This is a genomic window from Pseudoalteromonas sp. T1lg22 (genome assembly GCF_002964645.1).
Lineage (GTDB): Bacteria > Pseudomonadota > Gammaproteobacteria > Enterobacterales > Alteromonadaceae > Pseudoalteromonas.
The window spans coordinates 297133-310748 of the sequence record NZ_PQBY01000013.1; the positions used below are offsets into that span (position 1 = coordinate 297133).

A 13616-nucleotide genomic window follows, 5' to 3' on the forward strand; every position below is an offset into this window, starting at 1 on the left:
CGTTAAGGAAAAAACATGCATAACGATGTAAATACATTATTTGAAAAGCTGTGGGACAACTACTTAGAAGTAACGCCTTCAGCGGTAAAGGTTCACGAGCTATTAGGTTCAACGCAGCAAGATGATGTGATCAACGATCATATTGCCCTGCGTACCTTCAACCTGCCTAAAGTAGGTTTAGAGAAACTAGCCGCCCATTTTTTAGCCGTGGGTTACAAGGAGTGTGGTGAGTATCACTTCGAAGCGAAAAAGCTGTACGCTAAGCACTTCGAACATGAAGACCCAACTCAACCTAAGGTGTTTATCTCTGAGCTATTAGTTGAACAGTGCTCTGAAGAGCTACAAAAAGTCGTTCATGAGATGGTTGAGCAAATCGATGAAGCCGCCGTGACCGCCGATAACTTCTTGTACTCGGGCACTCATTGGCAGGTAAGCCATGAAACATACAAAGCGCTGCTTGCCGAAAGTGAGTATGCGGCCTGGATGGCGGCCTGGGGCTATCGTGCCAACCACTTCACCGTCAGCATTAACCACCTGGCTCAGTTCGACACCATTGAACAGGTGAACCAGAAACTAAAAGATGCAGGCTTTGCGCTTAACACCTCAGGTGGCGAGATCAAAGGCTCTCCGGAAGTGCTACTTGAGCAATCATCCACCCTTGCCGATGATGCCAAGGTGCAGTTCAGTGATGGTGAGTTCGCGGTGCCAAGCTGCTTCTACGAGTTTGCTTTGCGCTATTTGCAGCCAAACGGTGAAATCTACACGGGTTTTGTTGCCGCTTCTGCGGACAAAATCTTTGAGAGCACCAACGCTCGTTAATTCAGACGGTAATATGCAGACTTCAGAAAGCCCCATTAGGGGCTTTTTTTATGATCTACATCAATATTTGTTACACCGTATTACAGCTTCTTGTGTCAAGGTGCTCACCTCATCCTGGGCATAAATCCTCTGTAAGTCAGTATAAACAAAGCCTAAGGAGAAAGTATTAACTTTAATACCTATTATAGAAACTTAAAAATGCGCTAACGCCCATCAAAGCTGGCTTGCGAATAGTCCCAGCTCTTCTAGACTTTAAGCTAATCACCTCACAAATGCATGGTCTCATAGCTAAGGGTTTAGTGTGAGTAAGCGCAATACAACAACGATCCACATGGAGCGTGATGTATTGGTATTAAATTTTACCGATGAAACATGCTTAAATAACTCACGGACGAACTTACCCAACTGGCATTTTATCCATGCCAACAGCTTGGATTGTGCCTATAAAATCCTCGAGCAGCATAACTGTTACGTTGCTATAGCCTTGGTCGGACATAGCCAACAGCAAGCGGTGCTCAAAGCCGTAAAACAGCTGTCGGCCAGCCAGGACTCACTGTTATGGTTAGCGCTGTTTCGCGACGGCGACAATCTGCTAGACAATATCAGTTATTGCTTTACCGACTACTTTCTTGATTATCATCACCTCCCTGTAGACTGGGCACGGCTGGATCACACCTTGGGTCATATTTATGGCATGGCGCAACTTAAATTGCGCTCAAAACTAGGTACGGCAGCGAGCAAAGCCAACAGCATCTGCTTTGGCGAATCCAAAGAAATGCAGCAACTAAAAGAGACCCTGGATAAGGTTGCCTGTACCGATGAAACCATATTAATCGGCGGTGAAACCGGCACAGGTAAGGGCTTGTGCGCCCAATATATACATTCCTTGTCGCCACGCCGCAATGGCCCCTTTATCACGGTAAACTGTGGTGCACTGCCGCCCACCCTGATCCACTCTGAGCTTTTTGGCCATGAAAAAGGCGCGTTCACCGGTGCCAATAAGCAATATATAGGACGTATAGAACGGGCCCATAAAGGCACCTTATTTCTCGATGAAATAGGCGATTTATCATTGGAATTACAGATAAATTTACTGCATTTTCTTGAGGAAAATTATATTGAGCGCATAGGTGGTAATCAAACGACCGAGGTAGATTGTCGCATTATTTTTGCCACCCATGTAAATTTAGAAAATGCCATCGAAGAAGGCCTTTTTAGAGAAGATTTATACTATCGAATTAACATTATTCAGTTGGAGATCCCAAGTCTTAGAAAACACATTAGTGATCTCCCCCTTCTTGCCAACGACTGCCTCACAAAACTGACGCCCCCGAATCATCAATTCAGCTTTAGTGATCAGGCATTACAGGCAATGGAAGCCTACTCTTGGCCTGGCAATATTAGGGAGCTTAAAAACCGTATCCAACGTGCCATTATCATGAGTGAAAACGATATTATCACCGAGCAAGACCTGGGTATAAGGCTGCCAAAAAAATCTGACTCAAAGTCAGAGGTAATAGATTTAGTAAAACATAGATCAGAGATAGATACAGAGTTAATACTTACGGCCATTAGAAATAATGGCTACAACATCTCAGCAGCGGCAAGAGAGCTGAATATTTCGCGAACGACTTTTTATCGCTTAATTAAGAAGTGCAAAATAAAGCTGTAACTAAACCTAAGTTGCAATCCAGAGGACCACACAATGTCAACATTTATACCCAAGTATATAGTTTTAATAATTGCCTTATTCTTACTCAATGGCTGTGATGCTGAGGCACAAAACACCAAAGAGAGTAAGCTTGAACAGGAACTAAGTGCACTAAAACAAGATGTGAGTGAGCTAAAAAAACAACTCGCGACCATAGGCACTCAGGTCAAAGAAATTCACAATATCGCCACCGCCTCACAACAGCCGAAACACAAGACTCTAACAACACAAGAAAACTTTGCTGGCGATGAGGCATTAGCAAAACTCGGTGATGCGAGTGCCGACCTCGCCATTGTCGAATTTTCTGACTACCAATGCCCTTATTGCAAACGATATGTAGACACCACCTTCAGCAAGCTTAAAACCAACTTTATTGACAGCGGCAAGGTAAAGTATATTGCTCGCGACTTCCCACTGGGTTTCCACAAACAAGCAAAAGGCGCGGCGGTAGCCGCCAACTGCAGCTTGCAACAAGGAGCCTATTGGCCCATGCGCGAACAGCTGTTTAACAATATGCGTCAACTGGGCGACGAGTTATACCAAAGCAGCGCCGAGAAACTTGAGCTGGATATGGATAAGTTTGCGAAATGCCTTGAGGATGAAACGGTACTGGCCAAGGTAGAGCTGGACATAAGTTATGGCTCATCTTTGGGTATTCGCGGTACGCCCAGCTTTTTGGTAGGCAGGGTTGAAGACGGTCATCTAGTTAACCCAACCTTGCTGGTCGGTGCCCAAAGTTATGAAACCTTTGCCGCGGTACTGAACGAACTGGCTAGCGCCCCTGCCGAGCAGTCCGGCGAATAATCCATCCCAGATAGTGCGACCCGCCAACCCAGGCCAAGGTCGCGCTATTTTTGCTTTACTCTGCCTTACCTGAAAATAATCACATCACGCCTGCGTAAGCCCTTTGTATTTTATTCTCTTTCTTTATGCCGAGGCCTTGCTACACAGGCCTAATTGTAGATATCAACCTACTGCTATCGAGTCTCACGCTTTGCGAAAAAGGTGTTCGAATCTGTTCACCCGCTGTTGAACAACGACAAATTAAAAATAACATATTGATATTTATAATATTAATTTAATTTCGAGAGACTTTGTCAGATGATTTTTTAAGCAAAGTGTTACACCTGTGCAACACCCACCCCGGAAAAGCCCCCGTAAGTAAATTAAAAATCCTTTTAAAACAATTAGATAACACACTGGCACAAAGCATGCTCTATATCGCTACTAGATAGGATTCTGCGCTATGGACACCACTTAAATATGGGCCGCCATAGACAGTAGCTAGACACGGCAAAAACGCCGAAACAAGTAGTAAAAAGCAAAGTGGACACTTTTTAGAAATCCAGCCTTATTCCGCAGTTAAAAGTGCCGCACTTACATACGTTTTATCAATATTAACGATTGACTGAGGTCATGATTATGAAACGATTTAACTGTAAGCAGCTTGTCAGAGCCCTGGGTGTCGCCCTGATAAGCACCGCTAGCCTATATGGCATTAGCACCACACCCGCACATGCGTCCGAACACCCAATTTGGCCTGTGCCGGCCAACAATGGCGATTACTGTATGGCGGATGCCTACTTTAATGCAGGTGGTGCCGGATTGAAAAACATCAATGGTGAAACATTGAACTGTACCGCCAATGATGTGGAAATCACAAACGTCGTTCCTATTGGAATTAGGTTAGATGAAGACACGGTAATCTATAAAGATCAGTTAGAGGATGGTGAAACATTAACCTGTACTGCAGGCAGTGAGGTTCAGTTGATCGCCAACGTGACTGTCAGAGCAAACGCAGCAGAGCGCTGGGACACCACCTTTTATGTACCACTACAAGCTAGGGATGAGAACGATAATATAATTAATCCTGATGTTGTGTATTCGGAGATCAGTAATGATGGTAACGACTATTGTACCAAGCTGGTTCCAGTTCCGTACGCGGCTGACGAGGAAGGCAATTTTATGGTAAATTATGCACACCAATTGGATGGTGACAACTGCGGTGATATCAATAAATCAGAGCTTATAGCCGATGAGTACACCCTTATGGAGGCCGAATTTACCATAGCCTGTGAGGGGGGTGATGATAACCAGTTGGATTTCAATTATTGTGCTGCCTGGGACAACCAAGAGCGTAATAATTGTACCGTGGATGATGATCTTGCCAGCCCAGAAACACCCACAATTACGGGTGGCCAGGTACCCAATACCAAGTCCAAATGTAAATGTGACAACTTTAATATTGATGTGTTCATTGAGCCCGATCCCCCAACAGTAACCAAAACAAGGACCCCAACGGAGGCTGATGAACCTGGTGGTACCTTTGTATACACGGTTAAAATAGAAAAGGCAAAAGATGAGAACATGATGCCAACTGGAGCCGATGTTGCTATCACAAATATTGAGGATATTTATAAGTCTACCACCGCATCTCCAAACTCAGGGCCTTATACCTTTGACTTAGATGGTACCACTTCCGATCACACCCAAGGCAATGTGACCTTATTGGGCGGCGAGAATAGTTACAACGCCGACGATGCCTGCTGGAAATTAGAGCTACCTGTAACTCTGACAAATACCAGCCCAACTCTTTCTTGTACTTTCAAAGTTAAAATAGATGATGAAGATTTGCGGGACAATGATCCTTGGAACGAGGAATATGAAGACTTTATCCGCTTTAGCGCCACCGACAGTGAAGGCCGAGGCACAGATGTAGGTGATGACACATGTAATCCATTTGATGCCCCACTTGAAGCTGGTGATAACTGCTCTGCTGTGGTTAAGGTAACAATTGAAAATGTGGATCCAACCGTTACTATCACCAAAACGCCTGTAGCTGGCCCTGGCTTGAGACGAGTGCCCGCCGGAACTGGTCCTTATTTCGTAGACGATGCAGGTAACATCACCTACGAGCTTAAAATTACCAATACCAGTCTCATTGATGACCTAGACATTACCAGCCTTTGGGATGACAACGGCACCCCTGAGGGAGTTGACCCAGAATTAGACACAGACAAAATAAACTTATTATCGGATTCAACTGCTCCTGATGGTTATAATCACTGTAGTGCTGCGGATGATGCTGCAATACCAGCAAGTGAGGTAATAGATGGAGAAACTGTTTACTATTCATTCACCTGCCGGTATGTGGTGACGCTTGTCGACTTAGAGGAACCGGATCCCGATTGGGACTTTGATGAAGGAGATACCTATACCAATAAGGTATACGTAACCGGTATGGATAACGAGACGCGCGAAGCTAGTAATAATGACTCGGCATCCGTTACTCACGCAGCGCCCATGATCACTTTGGAAAAAGATGTTGCAGTGAGTGGCGATGTCAACACTCCAACACCGGCATTGGATTCCACCGAATTCAAACAAACGGCCAATGTAAATGAGCCTGGCGGCACTGTGGTGTATCGCTTTACGGTCACTAATGCCAATGACATCACAGAAGAGGATCTGACCCTGACCGCGCTAGTGGATGATGTCCTGTTCAATAGCCCCAGAGCGACTGAATCAGCAAGCCAACGAGTCGATTATTGTGACTTCACCACAGTAGTGGAATACGGCACCCCCTACGTCTGTACTATTGTGGCGGATGTTACCGGGCAAACACCAGCTGATCCCAGCCTGCTAAACACGGCTTATGTAACGGCTGTTGCGGATAATGGTCAGTCTGTCAAATCGAATGAGCCTACTGCAGAAGTGATCTTTGATGATGTTGAACCTAAGTTTGAGACAACATTTGGATTGTCGGCCATGGCGTATATCAGCATTAAAAACACCAGCCCGTTCGAGAGTATTGAGCTTAACGCCCTTTCGGTCCATGGCGTTGACATGCCTGCAGTTGACACTACCGCTGATGACGGAGATGTATTAAGATTTATTAATGATGGCATGAGTGTTACAGCCTACGAGACCAACTTCCCATATTGTGTACTCGATACAACGATAGCCGTGGGTGCAACCTATAACTGTCATGTGAGACTGGAATTTAACGACAGCATAGGCTTCTTTGCCTTTGAAGCGCTGCTGAACTCGGCGAAAGGTGGTATAGAAGTTGTGGTCATAGATGATGACGGCACAACTAGGAGTGCAAATGCAGACGTTAAAGTAGAGTTAGCTTCTCCACCAGCCCTCCCCTAATAACTAAGTTAGTTTTACCAAATAAATGCCAGACACTGTAAAGTGGCTGGCATTTTTCAATACAAAATAGATATCACTATTTACTATTGCCTTTACCCTTATTACCGCCGTTGCCACCGTCGCTGGCGAGAGTAACATTTACCGTCGCAGTGGACTGCAATTGACCATCACTGATGGTATAGCTAAAACTGTCACTGCTTTTAAAGTTTTTCGCCGGCGTATAGATAATACGGCCATCGCTCAGTACCTGCACACTCCCTTTGGCACCTTGAGTCGCGCTCTTAACAACCAAGGTATCGCCGTCGATATCCTTGTCATTGCCAAGCACATTGATGTAAATGGCCGTTTTTGACGTCAGCGTTGCTGAGTCACTGTTGGCTACCGGGGCATTGTTTTGCGGCTGTGCCACGCGGTAAACCAAGGTACTGGTGCTGCTATAGGCAGTATTGGCAACATCCTTGGCCGTTAACGTCAGGTTATAGCTGCCCGCATTGGCGCTGGTCGCTGACATTACACTGACACTGACCGTTGTGGTCGCGCCGCTGGCCAAGGTCACAGTATTATTACTGGCACTCCAACCGCTTGGTGTGGCGATGCTCAAGTTATAGGTGGCATCGCCGCAGTCCTGATTCTGGTTAGTGATTTCTACGCTATAGCGCTGCACTGTGCCGGCATCAACTTCGCTGCCAAGCGCATCGGCCACACTCAGTTTCGGTGCCGCTAATTTACAACTGGCTACCGGCGCCGCTACCTCATAAGTGGCGCTGGCAGAGCTTTGATAGCCACCGTTATTACGGTTTAGTGCAACCAGGCTAAAGTCATACACACCGGCATTGGCATCCGCCGCCGAGGTAACGCTGACACTTAGGGTTTGTGATTGACCCGGCGCCAGAGTTGCACTTGGGCTAGTTGCTTTCCAGCCTGCAGGCAGGCTTGCCTTTACATCAAAGGTCGAAGCCGCGCAGCTATCCGTATCCTTATTGGTTATTGTGCCTTGATAAGTCACCGTTGTGCCCGCCGCTACCTGAGTTGAGCTGGTGTTTTGCAAGGTCCATTGTGGATTTGCCGATACACAGGCAGCCACTGGCGCTTCCACAACATAGCTAACCATTGTGCTAGCGCTATACTGGCTATCCTCGCTATTCGCGGCATTGATATTGATATCGTAGAAACCATCCTCGGCATTTGAGCTTGATGTCACATTCAAAGTGACTGTCGCACTGGCACCTGGGGCTAAACTTACTTTATCGCTGGTCGCGCTCCAACCCGCTGGTACCTGAGCCGCTACGTCAAATTGGCTGGTATTACACTCTAGATTGTCATTATTAGTTACAGTAGCAGAATAGCTGACCGTTGAACCAGGTGCTCCCCACTCAGATTGGTTAGCTATAGATACACCGGGGGCGCTCGATACACAGGTGGCTGCTACAGAGCCGACATTGATATTCAAACCCGCCGCATCAATCGAATCAGCACTAAACGTGATGCCAAATTCAGGATCGGTATAGCTGGTGCCGATTGGCAGAGCTGCATCATATAGATCATTAGGAACACTGTCAGGAGTCATATCCAACTGTTGGCCAGATCTAGGGTCACCGTCCGTAGCTGTATGGACAATGGCGCCATCGGTGATCCCTTTATTGCCCTCGATAAAAAAATCGAACCCTATTGGCTGGCGGTATTCCAGGTAGAACCACATGGATGCTCCTGTTGTGGAGTCTGTGCCACGCCTAATTTTCAAGGCTTTCGTTGTGCCTAATGTATGGGTCTCTAGAGGAGTAAGCTGGTAGCTGTTATTAGAGCCAGCCACGACTATTTCGCCAGATTCCGCGCTTAACCAACCGAGTCGTTCCTTGTTAAATGCATTCAAATGGCCATTGGTTTTATTACCCATAATATCTAGGAAATCGCCATAGGTATCGACAACACAACTTTCGCCAAGCACATTTTCTCCACAATCGATCGCTTTTGCATGATGCAGACCTAAATTGTGTCCAAACTCATGGCCGATAGTATTTAAAGTCAGATTGCCGTTAATCCATGCACGTGAAGGCAAGCCCCCCACGGTTCCCATACCGCTCCAGCCGCACTGCACCTTAGGGTAAAGGTAAATGATTCTGTCATAATCCGCGGTATTGACACCGTCTGCTGCAGCAGCATCCTTGATATAAGTTTCCATATCAAAATAATCGCAGGTTTGAGCAATTGGTAACGTATAGTAGCCCTTCACATCTCCGGCTAACGACGTTTTTCCGTAGGACACTTCTTTATAATAGTCATTCACTGTACCGAATATTTTTTGCCTGACCTCATCCTGAGTCCAGGGCTGTTGAGGATTGTCCTGAAAGTTAACAAGCAACACAAGAGTATGCTGCTCGCCAACAGTATTCGGTAACCTGCTTGCGGTAGTAGAAAAGGAAGACGTTACGCTAGTAGCGCCCATATCTTCACTCAACATCAAAGTTTCAGGCTGTTCATCAAGCGCAATCGCAGTGATTTTGTCTATATCCTCTCCATTAAACAGCCAGCCCTTGGCTTTAACCTTAGTACCGCTTTGCAGCTTCTGCGAACGCGCATTGGCAGGCAAGTGCATTTCTACCCGGCCTTGATCTGTAATTAGGAAATGACGCAGACGGTTCTTGCTGAGATCTTCAGAATCTTCATATACCAATTCCAGCTGACCCACCAGCTCCGCTTGTTGGGCTAGTTTGGCTTCGATATGAGCGGGCATGCCGGCACGCTTGGCGTTTGGCATCACGGTGCGCACAGCGGCATTGGCATCAAGTTGTAGTAAGGCGTATTGGCTGGCCTGGCGGGCAATCACTAATTCTTCTAGTTGTTGCTCAAAGGCAGGAGAAAATTTATCTTTACCACTGTTATTGGCGCCCTTGTTAGCACGGCGCAGCTCACCCATAGTAGCGGCAAGCTCAAGGGTTTGTTGTTCTAATTGGTTTTTCTTAGCTTGAATGTCAGCTTTATTTTGTTTGAACATTTGGCCATGACCACGGCCTTGATGGTCATGCTGCATCGCACTTTGCACGCCGTTACCATTTGCAGCGTACAAGTTCATTGAGGTAAAGCCCAAAGTAGTTGCCAAAAGTCCGAGGCCACAGGCTTTTAAAACAGAAGAAGAAAGTTTATTAGGCGTTACGACGCCTTTCGTTATAGTCACTACTAGAACCTCTCAAAGTTTGTACATCACTTCGAAAGCTCCCAGTTTTATGACCAAGTCAATAACCGAGCTCTATCAACGCGCCTCTTTCGGTAATCCAGCTGCCCACTGCCTTAAACAGTTAGGGCCTGTGATTTTGCGTACATTAGTTTCCTAATGTTTGCCGTTTCGAGAGTGCTTTCGAATCTTACTTCATGGACCATTGGGGCCCAAGCGAAGGCGCATTCTAACAAGGTGATTTAAGGATTCTCAATGATAAAACTGATCTTTTTTTGAGCTATTTTTGAAACTTTTTATAAATCAATGGACAAGAAACGAACAAAATTGTAACTGAACAAGGCGTTCAGGATAAAAATGCGGAGAAACAGCTCTTTTTAGATAAAAATATCAATTAATGCCAACTGAACAGCGGATTTAGCTAGATTTTGCGCTAAATATAGGTACAGCAATAACCATCCATCATTATCTAAGTACACCACAGAGCCGACATAAAAGTGAAAATCAATGCGCTATAACCAACTGTATTTGCTTGGTTTGCCACCCTTATCGCACACTTTTTAAGCAGTTACAGCATAACGATTATAAGACCCCTAAAAACTCTGCTAACTGCCTAATGGGGCAAGGCTTTTTTGAATCAGTAGAAGCGTAAATGACCACCTGCTCCATGCATTAAAAATGCAGATAGTTTGACCACACCTTACCCCTTAAGAATACAGCCTATTATTCCTTACTGAACCCTGCTTGCACCACTCTCACCTCAGTGTTTTTATCCACGGCGACTATCATGCCATCGGTGGCCAAATAAAGCCGACCTGAATATTCGGCCTTGGCCTCAAAGATCAGTGGCTTCATGCCCTCTCCCGGAGCATAACGCGCACTGAAGTGGGTAAGCAGTAAGGCTGGCAGTTTGTGTTCTTGTGCATAGGCGCTGACACGCTGCACATCACTATGCCCTGTGTGCGTACCCACCTTTTGTAAGTCTGCAGCGAGAAAGGTAGCTTCATGAACCAGCAAATGCACACCGGCAATTACTGGGTCTAAACAACTGGGCGTCTCATTGTCACCACAGATAACAAGCACCCTGGGTTGCCAGGCGAAATAGGTATAGTCATCAGCGCGCAATAGGACGCCGTTATAGCTCACATCCTCACCACGTTGCAGAAGGTTGTAATGGGGGCCGCTGGCTATTTGCTCTGCCCTCAGGCGTTCAATATCCAGTTTTCGCGGAATTTGGGTTTCGATAAATTTAAAACCCTGGCTTGGCACCCTGTGTTGCAGCGGGCAGTGTTGCACCTTAACCCAACTAAAGGTTTGCCCACTCAGTTCCTCAAAATCTACAAGCTCAAGATTAAAGGGCAAGGTCCATTCGCTCATTGCCATGGCGGCACGGACAAACTCCAGCACCTCTGACGGTGCCACTACGCGCAGTGTCTGGGTACGTCCCGATAAACCTGCCGAGGCAATTAAACCCGGTAAGCCATAGCAATGATCGCCATGCTTATGAGTGATAAACACAGCCTCAAGGTGATATAGCGCCAGCTTGGTTTTTAATATCTGATGCTGAGTTGCCTCGCCACAATCGATGAGATACCAGGGCTTTTGATCGTCACGAAACACCGCATAACCGGACACATTTCGGCTTTTGGTCGGTGTTCCTGAGCTGCTTCCCAATACTTGAACTTGCACCTGTTTACTCCTATTTTTGTGCTGTACGCCACATACCCAAAGATTATAACTTGTCCCTTCTCGCAAGGATCTAGCTTATGAAAAATGAAATCGACAGTAAAACCCTGCTCCGTGCCTATGAGCGCATTCAACAACATGGTGAACAAACCGAGCAAGGCAAGTTTTACCAAGGCCTGTACGCCTATTCTGATGTTGATGGCTATACCTTGTACCTGCAAGGCAGCGGCGTACTTTTACGCTTTGGCTTTCATAACACCTATCACCTTGATTATCAAAGTGAGAAGAACAAATCTGACTTTATGAACAAGCTCCTGAGCATAGGTAAAGAGCCTTAAGCTAACGTTATTCGTCATGCTGATTTTCCCCGCTATTCACCGCTTATAGGCGCGAGTTTGCCGAAACACCATGATCCCAAGGGCCATTAATGGTATCTTTGTCCGAATTTGTGACACCAAGGGATAATAAAGGTATGACCAAGGCTGTATCCTCCGCCGTACCGGAACAACAAGAACAACAAAAAGGCTGGTTTAATCGCTTTCTAGCGACCGTCGAGTTTCTCGGTAACCTGCTTCCACACCCCATTACATTATTTGCACTTTTCTGTGTTGCCATAGTGGTGATCAGCGGCATCGCCGACTGGGCCGGACTTAGCGCCATTGACCCTCGCCCCGAAGGCGCCAAAGGCCGCGATCCCGATGGTGTTATCGAGGTAGTGAGCCTGATGAGCGCTGAAGGCCTCAGACGTATTTTCGAAGGCCTGGTTACCAACTTTACCGGCTTTGCCCCTTTAGGTACCGTACTGGTTGCCCTACTCGGCGTGAGCGTTGCCGAGCACTCAGGTATGCTTTCTGCGGCCATGCGTGGCATGGTGATGGGCGCCTCGAAACGCCTGGTTACCTTTATGGTAGTGTTTGCTGCCATTCTTTCTAATACTGCTTCTGAGCTTGGCTACGTGGTACTTATTCCGCTGGCGGCGATGATTTTCCATAGCCTTGGCCGTCACCCCTTAGCCGGTTTGGCCGCCGCCTTTGCCGGTGTATCCGGAGGTTACAGCGCTAACCTGTTACTAGGTACTATTGACCCATTATTGGCCGGTATTACCACACCAGCGGCACAAATGATCGACCCGGAATATCAGGTCGGCGCCGAAGCCAACTACTACTTTATGTTCGTGTCCGTATTCCTAATCGCTATCCTGGGTACCTGGGTGACCGAGAAAATTGTCGAGCCACGCCTGGGCAAATACGACCCGAGCGAAGCCAGTATAGACCTGGGCGAGAATAAAATTGAACACCTTAGCCAGCGCGAAAAAAGCGGCCTAAAATGGGCGGGCTTAACCTTCCTGGCCTTGGGTGTACTACTGGCCTTTACCGTGATCCCGGACGATGGCATCTTACGCCATCAAGCCACCGGTGAAATTAAGGGCTCACCCTTCTTAAAAGGCATAGTGGTGATTATCTTTATCACCTTCGCCATTCCGGGCTTTGTCTATGGCCGCGTGGTTGGCACCATGAAGAATGACCGCGATGTCATTGATGCCATGAGCAAGAGCATGAGCTCCATGGGCATGTATATTGTGCTGGTATTCTTCGCCGCCCAGTTTGTTGCCTTCTTTAAATGGACCAACCTTGGCACCATATTAGCCGTAAACGGCGCAGCCCTGTTACAGGCGCTGAATCTGACCGGCCCCGAGGTGTTCGTGTTCTTTATCCTGATGTGTGCGCTTGTTAACCTTAGCCTGGGCTCTTCATCGGCACAGTGGGCGGTCACCGCACCTATTTTTGTGCCCATGCTGATGCTTATTGGCTATGCGCCGGAGACCATTCAGGCGGCCTACCGTATCGGTGACTCGGTAACCAACCTGATCACCCCTATGATGAGTTACTTCGGCCTGATACTCGCAGTGGCCTGTAAATACAAGAAGGACATGGGCATAGGCACGCTGGTCGCGACCATGTTGCCGTACAGCATGATCTTCTTCGTTGGTTGGGTGTGCTTATTCTATCTTTGGGTATTCGTACTGGGTATGCCGGTGGGCCCGGGCTCACCAATCTATTACCAACCTTAATAACA

General features: G+C 47.0%; 8 protein-coding genes and 1 riboswitch. Of the genes, 6 read left to right on the forward strand and 2 right to left on the reverse strand.

Going from position 1 to position 13616, the window contains the following annotated elements; genetic code table 11:
• Positions 1-15: 15 nt before the first annotated feature.
• The 4 genes from C2M24_RS08395 to C2M24_RS08410 all read left to right on the forward strand — a co-directional run bounded on the left by C2M24_RS08395 (position 16) and on the right by C2M24_RS08410 (position 6685).
• Positions 16-819, forward strand: a complete 804-nt coding sequence (locus tag C2M24_RS08395; RefSeq protein ID WP_105201444.1) for a DUF1338 domain-containing protein — start codon at positions 16-18, stop codon at positions 817-819.
• Between the two features lie 301 nt (positions 820-1120).
• Positions 1121-2491, forward strand: coding sequence for a sigma-54 dependent transcriptional regulator (locus tag C2M24_RS08400; RefSeq protein WP_233999524.1), 1371 nt, complete (start codon positions 1121-1123; stop codon positions 2489-2491).
• A 33-nt stretch (positions 2492-2524) separates the two neighbouring features.
• The gene (locus C2M24_RS08405) at positions 2525-3334 is read left to right on the forward strand and encodes a DsbA family protein (protein ID WP_105214148.1); all 810 of its coding nucleotides are present in this window, start codon (positions 2525-2527) and stop codon (positions 3332-3334) included.
• 618 nt (positions 3335-3952) lie between these two features.
• A complete protein-coding gene (locus C2M24_RS08410; RefSeq protein WP_105214150.1) occupies positions 3953-6685 on the forward strand; it encodes a hypothetical protein in 2733 nt (910 codons plus the stop codon).
• Between the two features lie 76 nt (positions 6686-6761).
• On the opposite strand, the gene C2M24_RS08415 is transcribed toward C2M24_RS08410, so the two are convergent.
• Both C2M24_RS08415 and C2M24_RS08420 read right to left on the reverse strand, forming a co-directional pair.
• On the reverse strand, positions 6762-9857 hold the full coding sequence (locus C2M24_RS08415; protein WP_233999525.1) for an NEW3 domain-containing protein: 3096 nt from the start codon (positions 9855-9857) through the stop codon (positions 6762-6764).
• Between the two features lie 88 nt (positions 9858-9945).
• A riboswitch (cyclic di-GMP riboswitch) is annotated at positions 9946-10032 on the reverse strand.
• Between the two features lie 545 nt (positions 10033-10577).
• The gene (locus tag C2M24_RS08420; protein WP_199775699.1) at positions 10578-11543 is read right to left on the reverse strand and encodes a ribonuclease Z; all 966 of its coding nucleotides are present in this window, start codon (positions 11541-11543) and stop codon (positions 10578-10580) included.
• A gap of 77 nt (positions 11544-11620) precedes the next feature.
• Between C2M24_RS08420 and C2M24_RS08425 the strand changes: the two genes are divergently transcribed.
• Positions 11621-11878 (forward strand): DUF3081 domain-containing protein, encoded by a 258-nt coding sequence (locus tag C2M24_RS08425; protein WP_105214156.1) that lies wholly within the window; start codon positions 11621-11623, stop codon positions 11876-11878.
• Between the two features lie 134 nt (positions 11879-12012).
• A complete protein-coding gene (locus C2M24_RS08430; RefSeq protein ID WP_105214158.1) occupies positions 12013-13611 on the forward strand; it encodes an AbgT family transporter in 1599 nt (532 codons plus the stop codon).
• Positions 13612-13616: the final 5 nt, after the last annotated feature.